Origin of the sequence: Mycobacterium sp. 852002-51971_SCH5477799-a (assembly GCF_001667145.1) — a bacterium.
Taxonomy (GTDB): Bacteria; Actinomycetota; Actinomycetes; order Mycobacteriales; family Mycobacteriaceae; genus Mycobacterium.
The window spans coordinates 65,907-84,837 of record NZ_LZIF01000122.1; the positions used below are offsets into that span (position 1 = coordinate 65,907).

Consider the following 18,931-nt stretch of genomic DNA (forward strand, 5'->3'; position numbering starts at 1 on the left):
GTTCGGTGCAACTCACCTTTGACGCCGATGTGGAAGCGTTTCGCGCCGAGTTCGTGAGCTTCCTGGCCGAACATCTCCCGGCGCAGGCCCAGGCCGCGGAGCGGCCGTCGTCGACCTCGCACGTGCCCGCATGGTCGCGTCGTTGGCAGCGACTCCAGTTCGACCACGGGTGGCTACTGCCGGGCAACCCACCGGAATTCGGCGGCCGCAACGCAAACATCCTGCAGCAGTTCGTACATCGCGAGGAGTTGTCGCGCCGCCGGATCTATCACTGCTTCAATCCGCAAGGCGTCGGCATCATCGCGGCGTCGCTGTTGTCCTTCGGCACCGAGGAGCAGAAGCGGCGTTGGGCCGTCCCGATCCTGCGAGCGGAAAAGACCGCGTCGCTGGGAATGAGCGAACCCGGAGCCGGCTCCGACCTGGCCGGGTTGCGGACCAAGGCGGAGTTGGTCGGCGATGAGTTCGTAGTCAACGGGCAGAAGGTGTGGACGTCTGGCGCTCATGACGCCGACGTGATCCTGACCTTCGTTCGTACGGACCCAAACGCTCCCCGCCACAAAGGAATCAGCGCGCTGATCATCCCGACCGACACCCCCGGGGTGGCGCGTCGCCCATTTCCGTCGGTCTATGACTCCGACGAGCTGGACTTCAACGAGGTGTTCTTCAACGATGTCCGGGTCCCCGCGGATAACCTGGTCGGTGCGCTCAATGGCGGGTGGCAGGTCGCCAACGGCTCGCTCGGCCATGAGCGCACCCTGATGTGGATGGCCTTCGCGAATCGGCTCGAGCAACTGCTCGAGGATTACCGCCCGGCGGACGCGGTGAACGCGGACCACTACGCCACTATCGTGATGGACTACTACGCGCTGCGGCTGCTCGGTTCGGCTGCGCTGGGCCGCGCGGCCCGTGGTGAGGTAGACGTGGCGGCGTTGTCCGTGCTGAAGGTCTTCGGTTCGGAAGCCGAGCAGAGCGCACTGCGGCACGCGCTGGACGCGGCCGGGGCCGAGGGTTTACGCGACAAAACCCTCACGGCACCGTACAACCCCTACGCCCCAGATCTTTTCACCGCCAGCTGGTTCGCGCGCTACATCAGCAGCTACGCGGGCACCATCGCCGGCGGCACGTCGGAGATCCAGCGCAACATCATCGCCCAGCGCGTCCTCGGACTGCCGTCGCGCTGATCACAACGCCGGACAGAGGGAGGACAGAAACTGCTGGGTTCGGCGTCGCGATGTGGTTCGCTCCTCAATGTCCTTGCCCAGCGGCACGATTCGTACCGCGAGGTCGGTGACGCCCGCGTCGCGGTACCGGTTCAGCCGATCCAGGACGGCCGCCTCGTCGCCTGCCGCCATGGTGTCGCCGACGTCTTGGGCATCACCGTGCTGCAGCAGCCGCACATAGTTCGGCGAGAAGTCCGCGTGCCCGAGCACCTCGCTGGCGCAGCGGCGAGCATCGTCTGTCTCATCATTCGAGCAGAGCGCGACGGGAACGCCGGCAACGATCCGTGGCGCGGGCCGCCCGGCCCGGTCAGCCGCCGCGGCGATGCGAGGAACGACGTGGTTTTCGATCGCCCGCTCGTCGGCCATCCAGAGAATGGTGCCGCCGGTCCGCTCACCGGCGAGTTGCAGCATGGTCGGGCCGAGCGCTGACAACAAGATCGGCATTTCGACGCCGTCCGCGACGTCGACCGGCGAATGTACACAATAGTTTTCGTTGTCGACATCGACGGTCCCCGGTCCGGCGAAGGCCGCGGCGAGCACGTCGAGGTAGTCACCCACCAAGCGGGCCGGGCGATCATAGGGCAATCCCAATTGAGAGTTGACGATCCAATGATGCGAGGGCCCGATGCCGAGCGTGAACCGGCCGCCACACACGACCTGGGTGGTCAAGGCTTGTTGCGCCATGATCATCGGATGGCGAGTCTGTATCGGAACGACGGCCGTTCCGATCTCGATACGGTCGGTGGCCTGACCGATCACGGCTACGGCGGTCATCGCGTCGAGGTAGCCGGGGACCTGTGGCATCCAAAACGCGGTAAAACCGTCGCTTTCGGCCGCGACAGCATCGTCTATCAGCCCGGCTAACCGATCGGCGCGTGAGCGCTCCTTATCAGAACCAACCATCAAGCCGATGCGCACGCGACCCCTCTCCTATGGCACATAGCGATCCCACTCGTACGGAACGACCGCAAAAAAGGGTGCGGCGAACACAGGTTCGATGTCCGACTCGGCCCACCGGGCCTTGAGCACAGGGCGCAGCCGTTGCGCGGTGACGATCGGGTCGTCATCGAGGAAGCAGTATGTGATCGTCTGGTTTTCTTGGGCACTTGCCAAGCTGGCGTCGACGCGAAGCGATAGTGCGGACCAGACACCAGCCACTCCGTCGACTTCCACTAGCGGGTTCGGCAACGCGGATCCTCGCTCGACCAATACGAACGCGCCCCGGACGGGCAGCCAGGGCAGGACGTCCGAGCCGAGCTTGACGCGCGGCGCGGCAGCTTTCCGTTGCACTTCGTATACGCCGCGCTCCACCGGGGGCAGTAGCGGGAGTTTACGGCCGGCATCCCCCAATGCCGTTGACAGCTCATTGAAATCCTGTAGCCCGGTCGTGTCGGTGAAGAAGTAGGTCATCACGTGGTCGACGGTGTCCAAGCGGCCGCCGCTGATCGCTCGGGCGGATCGACAGGCCGGGGTGGACACCAGGCGCAATGAGGCGCGCACCGCGGCCAGCCGGTGCTGCTCCGGGCGGTGGTCCAGGGTGTGCCAGCGCAGGTACTCGGCGTCCTTGCCGTCGGGGTGCCGGGTCGCCATGGAGACGAACAGGGTGGTGATCTCGCCACTGCCGGTCGCGAGAACCTCGGCAACCTCGTCCGATGGCGTGCCGGGAAGATGCATAGACTTGGTCCTCAACCTCTCGTCGAATCATGCTGGGGCAGCTGAATTTCAGGGTGGCGAGCCGCGACCATCCGCCGGAACCCTTCTCGCCACGGCACTTTCGTGCGCCCGAGGACGTCGTGCATGTGGGCGACGTCGGGCCATAGCGGGGTATGCGCCTGGTCTGTGTACTCGAAGATCGGCTCGACACCGACCAACTCACCCATGAAGGCGCAATACTCTTCGACGCTCACCGTCTCGCTACCGGCCCAGTTCACCACGACGGGCGGTACGGCTGCGACCTCCATGGCACGGATGCCGAGCTCCACGTAGTCGTCTTCATAGATGGGGTTGTAATTGTTTGGCTTGTCCGGATGCAGCCGAATGGGCCTGCCCGCCAACATCGCATCGAGACGATCGGCGGGTGCACCGCCCTGTGGGCCATACGTCGAACAAATCCGGATGATCGTGAGCGGAACCTGGTAGTGCTTTGCGACCCAGGTACACACCGCCTCGGCCGCAACCTTGGAGAAGCTGTAGTTCGCCCGCAGCGGCGCCCCCGGCGGATCGGCCTCGGTCAGCGGTCGGTGGCCCTGGTATGCGTAAATCGAGCCGGTAGAGCAGAAGACGAATCCCTTTGCGGCGCGGCAGTGGTACAGCAATTCGCCGGATGCCTGTGCGTTTGTCTGCACGCAACGGTTCCAGTCGTCCGCGCCGGGGTCCACCGCCGCGTGAAAAACATAGGTGAAATCGACTGGGAGAGTGGAGAAGTCGCCGACACCGACGTCCAGCGCCACCGGTTTGACACCGGCGTTAGCGAGTTGTTGCCGCGCCGCGGAATCTTTCAGGCGAGCGGCGCCCCATACCTCGTTTCCCGCCGCCGCCAGGGCACGCGCGATGGGGAAGGCGATCTTGCCGGTCGCCCCGGTGACCAGGATCTTCTCCGCGTCGAGCAACCAGCCCTCCGAATATTAAGTACTTGATACCGCGTTGCGAGCATAACCTTCGGCCCAATGGAAACGCCACGCCAGACTCGGCGCTGTTTCTGTCCGGATCTGGTCGTGGCGGCGTCGGCGGAATAAGCTGAGACCAGCCAACGTGGGGATGGCGCCAAGGAGAGGCCCGCCATGAGGTGGTTTTTTGGTCGTCTGACCGCTGTCATTGCGCTCGCCTTCGTGCCGGCGGCGACCGCGGTGATCGCCACGCCGGCAATCAGCTCGGCAGACTGCGATCCCAACATGTCGTTCAATGTGGCGACGTGGGAGTGCAAACCGCCGACGCCGCTCCCGGCGTGGTATGCAGCCCCACCTCCATATGCGCCGTCGTTCGCCGGACAGGACGTGCCGCCTCCGCCGCCACGGCCATGGTGGTCACCGAACGACCCGATGTGGAGTGTCGGTTTCCATCAATGGGGTGCCTATTTCGACGGCACCTGGGTGCCGTACTGACAGCACTCGGCCCACCTCACCAGGCATGCAGCACGAGCGCTGTCAATGCCGTCTAGATCGCGCCTGCCTAGGGTGATAACGTAATTCTCCAATTTGCATAATGGCCCTACCGGGCCGGCCGTGGATTCCCGGAGGTGACGTGTCAGCAGCACCGGGCCGCCCACTGCCCCAGGTCACGCAGGACAACGAATTCTTCTGGACCTCAGGCGCCGACGGGAAGCTCCGGCTGCAGGAATGCCGAAACTGCGAATCGCTGATCCATCCGCCCGCGCCGGTATGCCGTTATTGCCGGTCACTGGACATCGGGGTGCGCGCGCTCTCGGGCAAGGCGACGCTGGCGGGGTTCACCGTCAACGAGCGGTTCAGTCTGCCCGGCTTGGCGGCGCCCTACGTAATCGCGCAAGTGGCTATCGCCGAGGACCCGCGGGTGCGGCTGACCACGAACATCGTTGAATGCAATCCCGATCAACTCGAGCTCGGACAGCAGGTCCAGGTCGTTTTCGAACAGGTCGAAGACGTGTGGTTTCCGCTGTTTCGGCCCATGCAGAAGGCGGGGGTCGATGCCGAGCCCGCTCCCCTGCCGGTCGACGAGATCGCACCGGAACGCTTCGGCGAGCACGTCCGGCCGATGCTCACCACCGAGAAGTTCGAAGACAAGGTCGCGCTGACGGGGATCGGCATGTCACCGATCGGGCGCAGGTTGATGCGGCCGCCGCTGGCGCTGACGGTGCAGGCCTGCGAAGCGGCCATCGCCGACGCCGACCTCACTTACGCCGATATCGACGGCCTGTCCACGTATCCCGGCGCGATCAACGTCGGCGGATTCGGCGAGGGAGGCACCACCGCTCTCGAGGGCGCGCTGGGTATTCGGCCGACATGGCACAACGGCGCCATGGAGACGTTCGGCCCGGGCGGCTCGGTAATCGCCGCGATGCTTGCGGTCGCATGCGGTTTGGCGCGTCATGTGCTGTGCTTCCGGACGCTGTGGGAAGCCACCAGCGGCGAGCTGATGAAACAGGGCAAGACCGCCCCGTCGATGGGGCGAATGTCGGGCTGGCAGATGCCATTCGGCGCCACGTCCGCGGCGCACACGCTGGCGATGAACGCGCAGCGGCACTTTCACCGGTATGGCACCACCAAGGAAACGCTGGGCTGGATCGCGCTGAATCAGCGCGCCAACGCCGAACTCAACCCGACCGCCATCTACCGGTCGCCGATGACGATGGACGACTACCTCAACGCGCGGCCAATCACGACGCCGTTCGGTCTCTACGACTGCGATGTGCCCTGCGATGGCGCGATCGCCGTCATCGTCTCGGCCGTCGACGCAGCCCGCGACCTCGCCAAGCCGCCCGTGCTGGTGGACGCCGTGGGAACGCAGATCATCGAGCGAATCGACTGGGATCAAAGCACTCTCACCCACGAGCCACAGGTGCTGGGCCAGGCGGCGCATGTGTGGACGCGCACCTCGCTGCGGCCGGCCAACGTCGACGTGGCCGAGCTGTACGACGGGTTCACCATGAATTGTCTTTCATGGATCGAAGCGCTGGGCTTCTGCGGGATCGGTGAGGCCAAGGACTTCCTCGACGGCGGTAAGAACATCGCGCGCGACGGGCAGTTGCCGCTCAACACGCACGGCGGACAGCTCTCGCATGGCCGCACCCACGGCATGGGCCTGCTGCACGAGGCCGTCACCCAGTTGCGTGGCGAGGCCGGTGACCGTCAGGTCGCCGATGCCCGCGTCGGTGTTGTCAGCAGCGGCGGACTGACACCCAGCGGCGTGATCCTGCTACGGGCCGACACGTGAGTACCGCGCCGACTCCCCGGCCCCGGCTCGTCATCGTGGACGGCGTGCCGATGTCGGCGTTGGTGGCTGAGGCCGACGATCCGAAGGCCGTGATCGTGGCGATTCACGGTGGCGGCACCACCGCCATCTATTTCGACTGCCCGGGCCATCCGTCGTACTCGCTGTTACGCACCGGCGCGGCAGCAGGATTCACCGTGGTGGCCCTCGATCGGCCCGGCTATGGCAGCTCGGCACCCTATCCCGAGGCGATGGTCTCCGGCGAACAGCGGGTCAACCTTTCTTACGGTGCTGTCGATCGAATCGTCGGCGAACGGCCTTGTGGTGCAGGCGTATTCGTGTGGGGCCATTCGGGCGGTTGCGAGCTGACGCTACGGATGGCCGCCGACACGCGAGGTGTCGACCTGCTCGGTATCGAGCTCGCGGGCACCGGCCGGCACTATCACCCCGCGGCCAAGGAGATCCTGAAAACGGCTACCCGCGAACACCGCCCGTCGGGAATGCGCGAATTGCTGTGGAGCCCAGAAGAGCTCTATCCGCCCCAGGTCCTCGGGGGAGCCACGGTTTCGCCGTCGGCCCCGGCTTACGAGGACCAGATGGTGTCGGACTGGGCGCGCAAAACTTTTCCGGAGCTCGCGCCCGCGGTGCGCGTCCCGGTGCACTTCAGCATCGCCGAGCACGAAAAGGTCTGGCAGACCGACGATGCGGCCGTGACCGAGATCGGCGCCTTATTCGCCGGTGTCCCGCAGTTCGTGGTGCATCGACAACCGGACGCCGGACACAACATCAGCCTCAGCCACGCCGCCCCCGAATACCACTCGAAAGTCCTTGCGTTCGTGCAGGAACGCGTGACCGAGGGCTCGGCGGACACGGAATCCGATCTGGAGGCCGGATGATGCACGTCGGATTCATCGGGCTGGGCAGCCAGGGCGGCCCCATGGCGCGGCGGATCGCCGAGGGCGGCTACCCCACCACGTTGTGGGCGCGGAGGCCTGAGGTACTCGACGCGTTCGCCGACACCCGGGCAAAGGTCGCTGGGTCTCCGGCCGAGCTCGCCGCGGCCAGTGATCTGGTCTGCCTCTGCGTAGTCGGTGACGCCGACATCGACGAACTCGCCTGCGGCGAAAACGGAATGTTGTCGGCGATGAAATCCGGCAGCGTCATCGCCGTGCACAGCACGGTGCACCCGAACACCTGCCGAGAGCTTGCGAACAAGGCCGCCCCGCTGGGCGTCTCCGTCATCGACGCGCCGGTGAGCGGCGGGGGAGGCGCGGCGGCCGAGGGCCGCCTGTTGGTGATGGTCGGCGGCGACACCGATGCTGTCGAGCGCTGTCGCCCGGTCTTCGCAACCTATGCCGATCCGGTCGTTCACCTCGGCGAGCTGGGTTCCGGACAGACCACGAAACTGCTCAACAACTTGTTGTTCACCGCCCACCTGGCCACCGCGGCCACCGCCCTCTCACTGGCCAAGGAGCTGGGCGTCGAACCGGGCCGGCTCACCGAGGTGGTCTCCCGCAGCAGTGGAAACAGCTTCGCGCTGAACGCCCTGGGCGGGATCGGGGGGCTGGATCGGCTGGCCGGCGTCGCGGGCGGGCTGCTGCAAAAGGATGTTCGGCTGGTGGTCGACCTTGCCGACCGGGCCGGGGCGAACGGCGGCGCCGTGCTCGACGCTGCCGACGCGGCGCTGGTCCTGATGAACCACCCACGATGAGAGTCAAAAGAGGGTTTGAAATGCCAGCGTTTTGGTCTTTCCGGTTCGACACGAAGGTATTACCGTTAGCGTTACAGTCAGGGACTCCGCTGTAAAGGTTCAGCCCGACCTCGCCGCTGAGGAGGATTCAGTGACAAAACCGAAAGTTGTCTTCGATCCGTACGCCGAGGACTACTTCAACAATCCGTTCGACATCTATCGGCGGATGCGCGAGGACGCCCCTCTGTATTACGACGAAAAGGAGGATTTTTACGCGCTGACCCGTCATGAAGACGTATCGGCCGCGTTCAAGGATTTCGAAACCTATTCCTCGGCACGCGGCTGCGACCTGGCGATGGTGCGAAAGGGAATACCGCCCGAGCAGAAGTCGATCATCTTCATGGACCCGCCGGAGCACCGCCACATGCGCAGCCTGCTCAACAAGGCGTTCACTCCGCGGGCGATTCAATCGCAGCGCGAGACGATCGTCGAGGTGATCGACAAGTACCTGGGCGCCGCCGACCCGGACAACTTCGACGTGGTGCAGGACTTCTCCGGACCGTTCCCGGTGGAGGTCATCACCCGGATGGCCGGGGTACCGGAGGAGTACCGCCAACAGGTGCGGCACTGGATCGACACCGGCCTGCACCACGAACCGGGACAGATCGAACCCTCCGAGGCCGCTGTGCAGGCCAACATCGATACGGCGATGTACTACTTCAGCCTGGTCCAGGAGCGGCGTCAGGAGCCGCAGGAAGACATGATCAGCCGGCTGATCGCGGCCGAGGTCCCGGCCGAAAACGGTGAGCTTCGCAAGCTCGACGACATCGAGATCTGCGGGTTCGCAACCCTTCTGGGCGGGGCGGGCGCCGAGACCGTCACCAAGCTGATGGGCAACGCGGCGGTGATCTTCGCCCGTCACCCCGACCAGTGGCAGAAGCTGCAGGAGGACCGCGACAAGATTCCCGGGGCCGTCGAAGAGTTACTGCGCTACGAGGGACCGGTGCAGTACAACGTCCGCTACACCCTGAAAGAGGCCCACGTCAGCGGCGGGGTGATCCCGGCGGGCAAGCCGGTGTTCCTTTGCGGCGCCGCGGCGAACCGCGACCCGGAGGCCTTCACCGACGCCGACACATTCGACATCGAACGTGACCAGACCGAGGCGCAGCACCTCGGGCTCGGGTATGGGATTCACAGCTGCCTCGGCGCCGCGCTGGCCCGCCTGGAAAGCCGGATCGCGCTGGAGAGGCTGCTCGACTTCATGCCGCGCTACGAAGTCGACTGGTCGGGCTGCAAACGGGTGAACATGCAAAACGTGGCGGGCTGGAAAAACGTGCCCGTCAAGGTGCTTCGGTAAGGAGTCACGGTGACCAAGAAGATCGAAGTCGATTGGGGACTCTGCGAGAGCAACGGCGTCTGCATGGGCATCAACCCGGACATCTTCGAACTCGGCGACGACGACATGCTGACCGTCCACCAGGAAGAAGTCACCCCGGAGAACGAGGCGGACGTGCGCGAGGCCGTCCGTCAATGCCCCCGGCAGGCAATCTCCATCGTCGGCGAGTAGCGATCAGAATCCGGAGAGGATGACCGCGTTGCAGTCGGCCGCGGCCTGGCGCAGTTTCGCGGCTTTCTGGTAACCGTCGGACTCGTACCAAGCCCGAGCCGCATCGACCGACTCGAATTCCAACACGACGGTCTGGTCGCCGTGCCAGTCGCCTTCGATGACCTTGGGCGCGGTGTCCACCGCAAGGATGGTGGCACCGTTCATCGCCGAGCCGGCGGCTTGGGCGTACGCCTTCATGCCTTCCGGATCTTTGATGGCCTCGGTCAGGATGACATAGCCCTTAGCCACTGACAGATCTCCCTACTCTTCGGTGTATTCGGTTACTTCTCGCCGATCGCCTGCTCGGGACAGCATTGGATCGCCTCCTGAGCCGCCGACTCCAATTCGGTTGGGACGTCGGAATCTATGGCCACGGCGTAACCGTCGTCGGTCAGGCTGAAGACGTCGGGGCACAGCGTCAGACACATGCCGTGACCGCGACACTTCTGGTCGTCTACCCAAACTTTCATGCCGGCGTGAACTCCAGGTGTAGTTCGGTCAGGCCGCGCAGGATGTACGTCGGAACATATTGGTAGCGGCGGTCATTCGCCGGCCCGTGGATGCTCTCGTCGATCCTGATGTCCGTCGTGCGGTCGAGCAATCGTTCGATCGCGACCCTGGTCTCGGCCCGGGCCAGCGGCGCGCCGGGGCAGCTGTGAATGCCTCGACCGAAGGAGATGTGCTGGCGCGCGTTCTTGCGGGCCGGATCGAAGGTGGCGGGCTCTTCGAACCGGCGTGGATCCCGGTTGGCGGCCGCCTGCACAATCATCACGGTGCTGCCCGCGGGCAGGTCCACCCCGCCGACATTGACCGGCCTGCGGTTCATCCGGAAGTCGCCCTTGACGGGGCTCTCGTAGCGAAGCGACTCTTCGATGAAGTTCGGAATCAGGCTGCGATCCTTGCGCAGTTGCGCCTGGATGTCGGGCCGCTCGCCTATGGTCTGCAGCGCGGCGCCGAGCAGCCGCACGGTGGTCTCCTGGCCGGCCGAGAAGACGTTGCTGGCGACGCGGGCCACATCCTCGACATTCGGGATGGAACCGTCCGGGTAGGTGGCGGTCGCCAGGCCGGTGAGCACGTCGTCGCGGGGCGCACTGCGGCGGTCACGGACATAGTCGGCGAACAGGCCGTAGAGGAACTCCAGCGGACTGTGGGCCAGCGATCCCTTGGTGCCGCCGATGCCGCCACCCGCGTGCTCAGCGATGCCCTTGACGAACTTGTCGCGGTCCTCGATCGGCACTCCGAGCAGGTCGGCGATGACCAGCAGCGTGAACGGGCCCGCGAAGCCCTTGATCCACTCGCCGCGTCCCGGGGCCAGGAAGTCGTCGAGCGCCTGGTCGGCCAGCAGCCACATGGCGTCCTCGTTCTCCTTGAGGCGCTTGGGAGTGATCAGCCGCATCATCAGGGAGCGGTGGTTGGTGTGGGTCGGAGGGTCGAGCGTGGGGAGCTGGTCGCTGAACGGCAGCTCGTCGCGATGCTCTTCGATCAGTTCGGTGATGTCGTCACCTTCGAGCGGCACCGGAAAGCCCGGAAACGGGCCGGTCACCGAGATGCACGAGGACCACGTCTCGGCGTCGTTGAGCACCGCGCACGCCTCATCCCAACCGGTGATCATGGTGACGTCGTGATGGCTCTCCCGCGTGACGGGGCACCGCTCCCGCAGCGCCTCGTAGTAGGGGTACGGGTTCTCGATGAGCTCGCTGCCGCGAAAGAAGTCCAACTCGGAGAATTCGTTCGCCATCTCCTGCTCCTTGAATCTCGGCTAGTGAGAACGTGCCTCTCGCAGATGAGTATTACATTTTCACACGGGATGGTGGTCGTCAAACCCCCGCCCAGCCGTCGAAGTGCGCGAAGAATTGCCGGGTCCGCGCGCAGTCCGGCCGCGCGGGCTAGCTGGCGGGGACCAGGTCCGCGGCGACCGACGGCCAAGCCAGCAGCCCGCTCCGGAAGGTCTCCACGTGACCGATTAAGGCGCGCGGCGCAGCAGCCGCCGCCAGGGCTTGGGCCTTGAACGTCCGCGCGGCCATGCTCAGCTGGTGTTGCACCAGGCCGACGCTGTCGTCGAGTTCGGACGGCCAGTTCTCTCCCCACAGCGTGACCTCGGTGACGCCGTGATCCAGCGCCTGCAGCACGCCTTGGCGTACCCGTGCGTCGCAGCCGAACAAATCCGCCGCGGCCGCCAGGGCCTGCGGGCGGGGACGCGAGTGCACCGACGCCAGCGCGTCTTCGAGGTCGAGCACCTGGGCGCCGATGATCTGCAGCGGTCGGTCGTCGGGGTGGTCGGCGACCAGCACGGTGACGTCCCAACCCGCCATCGAACGGTCGAAGATCCAGCCGCCGGCGAACCTCACCACGTTGAGGACGGTGGCGGCGACGACGTCGAGCCGGTACCTCATATCGCCTCGGGCTTCTTCGGAGGCGCGAAATCCCGCGCCAGTGTCTCGGCGTACTGCTTGAACGCCTCGGCTAGCGGGATCGATGGATCGAGTAACCATGTGGTTTCCATTCCGTGGACGAAGGCGAGGATTTCTACTGCCTTGACGGCGGGGTCTATGTCTTCGCGATACCGGCCGTCGGCCTGACCGCGACGGATGAGATCGGCGACGATGTCGGTTGCGGCGCGGTGCCTGGCGAGCATGCGGTCGTGCAACGGGGCCTCGGGAAGGATGTTCTCGACCAGCAGCACCGTGAACGTGCCCACCAATTCGGGGGCGCGGTGGAAACGGTCCGCGACCGCGGCGATCTGGCCGAAAAGGTCACCGGTCCGGTCGGCGTGGGTGTCGTCATCGAGGTCGCGGGCATCGAGCACCGCGTGGAGCAGCTGATCCTTCGATTCGAAGTGATGCAGCAGCCCGGCCGGGGTGACCCCGGCCTCGCCGGCGATCTGGGCGAGTGTCGTGCTGCGCCACCCGTTACGGGTGAGCAGGCGTTGCGCGACGTCGAGGATGCGCTGCTTACGGTCCTCTCCCTTGGCGAGAAGCGTGTCGTATCGCCGCGCGACGGGCACCGAAACCCCCTTGAAACACGTCGTATCGACACCAGGAAAAACCAACCTAGTGAACACACAGTAGGTTAGTTGCATCGCTGTGACAAGGGTCACGCGGAGCACGTTTTCGCGCGGCAGGCCGCCGCCGTCAGCTCACCAGCTCGACCAGCGTGGCGTTGGCGGTGCCGCCGCCCTCGCACATGGTCTGCAGCCCGTAACGAATGCCGTTGTCGCGCATGTGATGCGCCATGCGTGTCATCAGCACCGCCCCGGATGCACCCAGCGGGTGCCCCAGCGCGATGGCGCCGCCCAGCGGATTCATTCGTGCCGGGTCCGCCCCGGTCTCCGCCGACCAGGCCAGCGGCACGGGCGCGAAAGCTTCATTGACCTCGAAGACGCCAACGTCGGACAGGCCAACGCCAGCCTTGCTCAGCACCTTTTCGGTGGCCGGGATGGGACCGGTGAGCATCAACACCGGGGCCGCCCCGGTCACCGCGCCCGCCAGGTACCGCACGATCGGGGTCAAGCCCAGCTCGACCGCCATCTCGGCGGTGGTCACCAGCAGCGCGGCCGCGCCGTCGGAGATCTGCGAAGAGTTACCGGCGTGGATCACGCCGTCCTCGGCGAAGGCCGGCTTGAGGGTGCCGAGTTTCTCGACGGTGCTACCGCGCCGCACGCCCTCGTCGGCGGTGACGACGTTGTTGTCGGCACCGTCGACGAACACCGGCACGATCTGCTCGGTGAATGCGCCGGCATCCTGGGCCGCGGCTGCCCGCTCGTGGGATTCGACGGAGAATTCGTCAAGCCGGGTGCGCGAGAATCCCCACTTTTTGGCGATCATCTCCGCCGACAGGCCCTGGTTGAACGAGAAATCGTCATAGCGGGCAAGGACTTTCGGGCCATACGGCATCCCCGTTGCCCGGGCCGACCCGAGCGGAACGCGGCTCATGACCTCGACTCCACCGGCCACGACGACATCCTGCTGGCCCGACATCACCGCCTGCACGGCGAAGTCCAGCGCCTGCTGGCTGGACCCGCACGCGCGGTTGACGGTGGTCCCGGGAATGGTCTCGGGCCAACCGGCCGCCAGGACCGCGTAGCGGCCGATATTGCTGGACTGGTCGCCCACCTGGGACACACAGCCCCAGACCACGTCGTCGATGATGTCTGGACCGATGCCGGTGCGTTCGATGAGTTCGGTCAGCACGACCGCGGACAGGTCGGCGGCGTGCATGCCGGACAGCGCGCCGTTGCGCTTTCCCACCGGCGTACGCACGGCCTCGACGATGACTGTTTCGCGCATATCTCTACTCCGATTGCTTCTCGCCCGACTGTCCCATCATCACCGAACGTGTAGCGAGAGCGAAATAATCGCCCAGAATTCGCGGTGACTACGCGTTCGGCGCTAGATCTAGTAGCTTCTCGGCAGCTTCAGGACGTTGGCTCCCAAGAAGTTCAGAATCATCTCCTGGCTGACCGGCGCGATCTTCATCAGCCGAGCCTCGCGGAAGTACCGCGTGATGTGGTACTCCTCGGCGTAACCCATGCCGCCGTGGGTTTGCAGCGCCCGGTCCGCGGCGGTGAAGCCGGCATCGGCGCAAAGATACTTAGCCGTATTGGCCTCGCGCCCACAGGGTTTGCCGTTGTCGTACAGCCAGGTTGCCTTGCGCAGCATCAATTCGGCGGCGTCGAGCCGGGCCAGTGAATCGGCGAGGGGGAACTGCAATCCCTGATTCATCCCGATGGGCCGGCCGAAGACCTCGCGCTCGTTGCCGTACTTCACCGCCTTCTCCAGCGCCACCCGGCCGATGCCCAGAGCCTCGGCCGCGATGAGCATCCGCTCCGGGTTGAGGCCGTCAAGGATGTACTGAAAGCCCTTGCCCTCCTCACCGATTCGGTCCTCAACCGGCACCTCGAGATTGTCGATGAACAACTCGTTGGAGCTCACCGCGTTGCGGCCCATCTTGCGGATCGGGCGGATATCGACCCGGCTGCGGTCGAGATCGGTGATGAACAGCGTCATCCCGTCGGTCTTCTTGGTGACCTCGTCGTAGCTTTGTGTCCGGGTGAGCAGCAGGATCTTGTCGGATTCCATCGCCTTGGAGATCCACACCTTGCGACCGTTGACGATGTAGCGATCGCCGTCGCGCTTGGCGAACGTGGTGATACGCGAAGTGTCAAGCCCGGCACCGGGTTCGGTGACGCCGAAGCAGACGTGGACCTCGCCGGTCGCGACGGCGGGCAGCGTTCGGGCCTTAAGTTCTTCGGAACCGTGCACCACGACCGGCTGCATGCCGAAAATGGACAGGTGGATCGAGCTGGCGGCATTCATGGCGCCACCCGATTTGGCGACCTCCTCGAGCAGGATCGTCGCTTCGGTGATGCCGAGGCCGTGACCGCCGTATTCGGTGGGGATCGTCATTCCCAACCAGCCGCCGTCGGCGATGGCGCGGTAGAACTCGGTCGGAAATTCGTGCGCCTGGTCTTTTTCCATCCAGTACTGGTCGTCGAATTTCCCGGCCAGCTCCGCCACCGACCGACGGATCAGCTCCTGGTCATCGGTCAGCTCAAAGTTCATTCCAGCGCCGGGCACTGCTCGGACTCCTTCGATCGAAATGCACCGGCTTTCGGTGTAGGCCCGCGGCGTCCGGCTTCGCCGCGCTTACGACCGCCACGGGCGCACCTGCCTTCCGGAGTCGTGGCTATCAGTCCTTGTTGCCGGTGAGGGCTTTCGCGTTAGCCGCGAAATCGGCAAAGGACGAGCCGCCTCGGCTGTCCTTGTCGTGGCCCGCCGCCTTTATGGACACGTCATGTCCCTCGGCCGCCTTGCGCAGCGCACCGACGGTGGCCTGTTCGCGCGAAATGTGCGTGAAGGGGTCGAACGAGTACCACCGCATGGCGTTCTCGTAGGTCATCTTGTTGATTTCGTCGTCGGGAACGTTGTTGATGGACAACACATCCCACAACTCTTCTGGCGCACCCGGCCACATCGAGTCGCTGTGCGGGTAGTCGGCTTCCCAGCAGATGTTGTCGATGCCGATCATGTTGCGCAGCGCCACACCCACCTTGTCGCTGATGAAGCAAGTCAGGAAGTGGTCACGAAACACGTCGGACGGCAACTTGCCGCCGAAGTTCTGATGCGTCCAGGTGGAGTGCATTTCGTAGGTGCGGTCGGCGCGTTCCAGGAAGTAGGGGATCCACCCGGTGCCGCCCTCGGACAGGGCGATCTTGAGGTCGGGGTACTTCTTGATCGGTGCCGACCACAGCAGGTCCGCCGCGGCCTGCACGATGTTCATCGGCTGCAGCGTGATCATCACGTCCATCGGCGCATCTGGCGCGGTAATCGCCAGCCGGCCCGAGGACCCGATGTGGACGTTCATCACGGTGTTGGTGTCGCACAAGGCTTCCCACAGCGGGTTCCAGTACTCGTTGTGAAAGCTCGGGTAGCCCATCGCGGCCGGATTCTCGGTGAAGGTCAACGCGTGCACGCCCTTCTTGGCTACCCGGCGCACCTCGGCGGCACACGCCTCGGCATCCCAGATGACGGGGATCGCCATCGGGATGAACCGCGCGGGGTAGGCGCCGCACCACTCGTCGATGTGCCAGTCGTTGTAGGCCTGCACCAGCGCGATCGAGAAGTCGTGATCGTCGGTGGCGAACAGGCGCCCGGCAAAGCCCGGGAACGACGGGAAGCAAATCGAGGCCAGGATGCCGCCGGCGTTCATGTCTTTGACGCGTTCATCGACGTTGTAACAACCCGGGCGGATCTCGTCGAGCCCCGTCGGCTCGATGCCGTACTCCTCCTTCGGTCGGCCCGCCACCGCGTTCAATGCCACGTTCGGGATGACCGTGTCGCGGAACTTCCACATGTCCGAGCCGTCATCGTTGTGCACCAATCGAGGTGCGTCGTCCTGGTACTTCTTCGACAGGTGGTTCTCGAACATGTCGGGTGGCTCGACGGTATGGTCGTCGACGCTGATCAGCATCATGTCTTCTTTGTTCATGAGCTTCCCTTTCATCGGATCCATCGGATCGATTGCAGCCTCGGCGAATCGCTGCCCCTTGCCAAGATCACTAAAATGAAAACTATCTTCTCGTCAGACGAGAATCAACATCCAGACGCTGCTGCGAGCCTCCACAGCGGCCTGACCAGCGCCCCAGCGGTCCGGCGAATTTCCCATCACCAAGCCGCAAGGCGGTGAGGTAGAACCCGGCGTGTCGGGGTCCTGTCGGCCCTCGGCCGGACTGGCCGCCCCGGCACGCTAGGTGGCCGACGCGCGGCACCCGCCGACGCGCCGGCATTGACCGGGCGCGCGTTTCGTGCCAGTCTGTTAGTTGCAAATGAGAATATGATTCTCTTTCACCGAGAGGATTCTGCCGATGCGCTTGCAGCCGCTCCCCGCTGACCGGTGGGACGAGGCTACCCAGCAGGCACTTTCGGCCATGCGTGGAGCGGACACCAACAACGCGCTTTCCACGCTGGCTCACCACCCGGCGCTCGCCAAGGCGTTTCTTCGCTTCAACGTCCACCTGTTGATGTCGTCCACGCTGCCGGCCCGCATCCGCGAACTGGCCATCCTTCGGGTGGCCCATCGTCGCCAGTGCGCGTACGAGTGGTCGCACCACGTCCGGATGGCCAAGGACGAAGGGATCACCAATGAACAGATCGCGGCGGTGCAGCGATTCGCCGATGGCAGCGCGGAGGACTTCGACGCCTTCGACCGCGCGGTGATCACCGGGGTCGATGAGCTGGATGAGAAGTCGGAGTTGTCCGACCAGACTTGGGCGGCGCTGGGCGAGCGCCTCAACGACCAGCAGCGCATGGATTTCGTCTTCACGGTCGGCTGCTACGCCCTGCTGGCCATGGCCTTCAACACTTTCGGCATCCAGCCCGAACACGCCACAGCCGCTAACACCGTCGAATAAGAGGAGTAAGAACGTTGCCGCACTTCCCGAAGCCAGCCGCCGGCAGCTGGACAGAAAACTACCCCGACCTCGGGACCGCGCCGGTTGACTACACCGACTCGATCGACCCGGCGTTCTTCGAAGCCGAACGCGACGCGGTCTTCAGGAAGACGTGGCTGAACGTCGGACGTGTCGAGCGCCTCCCCCGCACCGGCAGCTACTTCACCAGGGAACTGCCGTCGGCCGGCAAGGGTACGTCGGTGATCATCACCAAGACCAAGGACGGGTCGGTCAAGGCGTACCACAACGTCTGCCGCCACCGCGGAAACAAGTTGGTGTGGAACGACTTTCCCAACGAGGAGACCTCCGGCACCTGCCGGCAGTTCACCTGCAAGTACCACGCCTGGCGCTATAGTCTCGACGGCGACCTGACCTTCGTCCAACAAGAAGAAGAGTTCTTCAACCTCGACAAGAGCAACTTCGGCCTGGCACCCGTCCGGTGCGAGGTGTGGGAGGGCTTCATCTTCATCAACTTCGACGACAACGCGGCGCCGCTGATCGACTACCTCGGGCCGCTGGCTAAAAGCATCGAGGGCTACCCGTTCGGCGAGATGACTGAGACCTACTCCTACCGGGCCGAGGTCGGCAGCAACTGGAAGCTGTTCATCGACGCGTTCGTCGAGTTCTACCACGCGCCGATCCTGCATCAGGGGCAGTACACCAAGGAAGAAGCCGCCAAGATCCAGAAGTTCGGCTACGAGGCGCTGCACTACGAGTTGGCCGGCCCGCACAACCTGCAGTCGACGTGGGGCGGTCAGGCACCACCCCCGGACATGTCCATGGTCAAGCCCATGGACCAGGCGTTGCGCAGCGGGCTGTTCGGTCCGTGGGACAAGCCGGAGATCATCGAAAAGCTGGAGCTGCCACCGGGTGTGAACGTGAAGAGGGTGCCGCAGTGGGGTATCGACTCGTGGCTCTTCTACCCGAACCTCATGCTGCTGATCTGGGAGCCGGGCTGGTTCCTGACCTATCACTACTGGCCTACCGCGGTGGACAAGCACATCTTCGAGTCCACCCTGTATTTCGTTCCGCCGCGCAATGCGCGCGAACGGCTGGCCCAAGAGCTGGCCGCGGTGACGTTCAAGGAGTACGCGCTGCAGGACGCCAACACGCTGGAAGCGACCCAGACCATGATCGGCACCCGGGCGGTCAAGGAGTTCCTGCTCTGCGACCAGGAAGTGTTGATCCGCCATCTGCACAAGACGACCGCCGACTACGTGAAGGAGCACCAGCGCAATGGCGTTACCGTCTGAATTCGCGGCCCTGGAGCCGTATTTGGAATGGGACCTGGCCACCGAGCCCGAGCGCTACGCCAAGCGGCTGGCCTCGACGATGCCCGAGATGCAGGCCTTCTACGACGTGGCGTTTCCGAAGCTCAACGCTGTCATCGAGTATGTCGACAAGTTCCCGCTCGACGACCTGCCCGATGACGCAAAGACGTTGATGCACATGATGCAGTCGCTGGTCATGGTGTCGTTCCCCATCGAGGCGTGGAAGCAACCGCGCGTTCCCGACAGCGGCGCGGCGTGGGTTGAAGTGATCCGGGAACCGGTGATCTAGGC

Annotated in this window: 21 protein-coding genes; 10 read left to right on the forward strand and 11 right to left on the reverse strand. The window is 64.8% G+C overall.

The window, feature by feature from the left end; genetic code table 11:
- The first annotated feature begins 5 nt into the window (after positions 1–5).
- The gene (locus A5753_RS22540; RefSeq protein ID WP_067133757.1) at positions 6–1,181 is read left to right on the forward strand and encodes an acyl-CoA dehydrogenase family protein; all 1,176 of its coding nucleotides are present in this window, start codon (positions 6–8) and stop codon (positions 1,179–1,181) included.
- On the opposite strand, the gene A5753_RS22545 is transcribed toward A5753_RS22540, so the two are convergent.
- From A5753_RS22545 to A5753_RS22555, 3 genes are read right to left on the reverse strand one after another with little or no spacing between them, the layout of a single operon-like run.
- Complete coding sequence (locus A5753_RS22545; RefSeq protein ID WP_067133759.1) at positions 1,182–2,138, reverse strand: LLM class F420-dependent oxidoreductase; 957 nt, start codon at positions 2,136–2,138, stop codon at positions 1,182–1,184. It lies immediately after the preceding gene.
- A gap of 12 nt (positions 2,139–2,150) precedes the next feature.
- On the reverse strand, positions 2,151–2,894 hold the full coding sequence (locus A5753_RS22550) for a hypothetical protein (RefSeq protein WP_067133762.1): 744 nt from the start codon (positions 2,892–2,894) through the stop codon (positions 2,151–2,153).
- Positions 2,895–2,905: 11 nt separating this feature from the next.
- The gene (locus tag A5753_RS22555) at positions 2,906–3,829 is read right to left on the reverse strand and encodes an NAD(P)-dependent oxidoreductase (RefSeq protein ID WP_067133765.1); all 924 of its coding nucleotides are present in this window, start codon (positions 3,827–3,829) and stop codon (positions 2,906–2,908) included.
- A 171-nt stretch (positions 3,830–4,000) separates the two neighbouring features.
- Here A5753_RS22555 and A5753_RS22560 point away from each other — a divergent pair, with 171 nt between their 5' ends.
- From A5753_RS22560 to A5753_RS22585, 6 genes are all read left to right on the forward strand, one after another.
- Entirely contained in the window at positions 4,001–4,321 is a 321-nt protein-coding gene (locus A5753_RS22560; protein ID WP_067133768.1) for a hypothetical protein, read from the forward strand.
- 100 nt (positions 4,322–4,421) lie between these two features.
- Positions 4,422–6,128, forward strand: coding sequence for an OB-fold domain-containing protein (locus A5753_RS22565; protein WP_231990145.1), 1,707 nt, complete (start codon positions 4,422–4,424; stop codon positions 6,126–6,128).
- A 50-nt stretch (positions 6,129–6,178) separates the two neighbouring features.
- Positions 6,179–7,021 (forward strand): alpha/beta hydrolase, encoded by an 843-nt coding sequence (locus A5753_RS22570; protein WP_067134000.1) that lies wholly within the window; start codon positions 6,179–6,181, stop codon positions 7,019–7,021.
- A complete protein-coding gene (locus A5753_RS22575; protein ID WP_067133997.1) occupies positions 7,021–7,836 on the forward strand; it encodes an NAD(P)-dependent oxidoreductase in 816 nt (271 codons plus the stop codon). The genes A5753_RS22570 and A5753_RS22575 overlap by 1 nt, the downstream gene beginning before the upstream one ends.
- Positions 7,837–7,966: 130 nt before the next feature.
- Positions 7,967–9,172, forward strand: coding sequence for a cytochrome P450 (locus tag A5753_RS22580; RefSeq protein WP_067133774.1), 1,206 nt, complete (start codon positions 7,967–7,969; stop codon positions 9,170–9,172).
- Positions 9,173–9,181: 9 nt separating this feature from the next.
- The gene (locus A5753_RS22585) at positions 9,182–9,382 is read left to right on the forward strand and encodes a ferredoxin (protein WP_007777398.1); all 201 of its coding nucleotides are present in this window, start codon (positions 9,182–9,184) and stop codon (positions 9,380–9,382) included.
- A gap of 3 nt (positions 9,383–9,385) precedes the next feature.
- On the opposite strand, the gene A5753_RS22590 is transcribed toward A5753_RS22585, so the two are convergent.
- The 8 genes from A5753_RS22590 to A5753_RS22625 all read right to left on the reverse strand — a co-directional run bounded on the left by A5753_RS22590 (position 9,386) and on the right by A5753_RS22625 (position 16,408).
- Positions 9,386–9,670 (reverse strand): DUF1330 domain-containing protein, encoded by a 285-nt coding sequence (locus A5753_RS22590; RefSeq protein WP_067133777.1) that lies wholly within the window; start codon positions 9,668–9,670, stop codon positions 9,386–9,388.
- A gap of 32 nt (positions 9,671–9,702) precedes the next feature.
- Complete coding sequence (locus tag A5753_RS22595; RefSeq protein ID WP_067133780.1) at positions 9,703–9,891, reverse strand: ferredoxin; 189 nt, start codon at positions 9,889–9,891, stop codon at positions 9,703–9,705.
- Positions 9,888–11,159, reverse strand: a complete 1,272-nt coding sequence (locus A5753_RS22600) for a cytochrome P450 (protein WP_067133783.1) — start codon at positions 11,157–11,159, stop codon at positions 9,888–9,890. The genes A5753_RS22595 and A5753_RS22600 overlap by 4 nt, the downstream gene beginning before the upstream one ends.
- A gap of 148 nt (positions 11,160–11,307) precedes the next feature.
- The gene (locus A5753_RS22605; RefSeq protein ID WP_067133786.1) at positions 11,308–11,814 is read right to left on the reverse strand and encodes a hypothetical protein; all 507 of its coding nucleotides are present in this window, start codon (positions 11,812–11,814) and stop codon (positions 11,308–11,310) included.
- Positions 11,811–12,425 carry a TetR/AcrR family transcriptional regulator gene (locus tag A5753_RS22610; RefSeq protein ID WP_067133789.1) on the reverse strand — a complete coding sequence of 205 codons (615 nt, stop codon included), beginning with the start codon at positions 12,423–12,425 and terminating at the stop codon, positions 11,811–11,813. Before A5753_RS22610 ends, A5753_RS22605 begins: the two co-directional genes overlap by 4 nt.
- Positions 12,426–12,552: 127 nt before the next feature.
- Positions 12,553–13,707 carry a thiolase family protein gene (locus A5753_RS22615; protein ID WP_067133792.1) on the reverse strand — a complete coding sequence of 385 codons (1,155 nt, stop codon included), beginning with the start codon at positions 13,705–13,707 and terminating at the stop codon, positions 12,553–12,555.
- 108 nt (positions 13,708–13,815) lie between these two features.
- Positions 13,816–14,982 (reverse strand): acyl-CoA dehydrogenase family protein, encoded by a 1,167-nt coding sequence (locus A5753_RS22620; protein ID WP_067133795.1) that lies wholly within the window; start codon positions 14,980–14,982, stop codon positions 13,816–13,818.
- Positions 14,983–15,109: 127 nt separating this feature from the next.
- Positions 15,110–16,408, reverse strand: a complete 1,299-nt coding sequence (locus A5753_RS22625) for an amidohydrolase family protein (protein WP_067134003.1) — start codon at positions 16,406–16,408, stop codon at positions 15,110–15,112.
- 376 nt (positions 16,409–16,784) lie between these two features.
- Between A5753_RS22625 and A5753_RS22630 the strand changes: the two genes are divergently transcribed.
- Genes A5753_RS22630 through A5753_RS22640 form a run of 3 tightly spaced genes read left to right on the forward strand, consistent with a single transcriptional unit; the run spans position 16,785 to position 18,929 of the window.
- Entirely contained in the window at positions 16,785–17,330 is a 546-nt protein-coding gene (locus A5753_RS22630; protein WP_067133798.1) for a carboxymuconolactone decarboxylase family protein, read from the forward strand.
- A gap of 14 nt (positions 17,331–17,344) precedes the next feature.
- Positions 17,345–18,622 carry an aromatic ring-hydroxylating dioxygenase subunit alpha gene (locus A5753_RS22635; protein ID WP_067133801.1) on the forward strand — a complete coding sequence of 426 codons (1,278 nt, stop codon included), beginning with the start codon at positions 17,345–17,347 and terminating at the stop codon, positions 18,620–18,622.
- Entirely contained in the window at positions 18,606–18,929 is a 324-nt protein-coding gene (locus A5753_RS22640; RefSeq protein ID WP_067133804.1) for a hypothetical protein, read from the forward strand. The genes A5753_RS22635 and A5753_RS22640 overlap by 17 nt, the downstream gene beginning before the upstream one ends.
- Positions 18,930–18,931 lie beyond the last annotated feature (2 nt).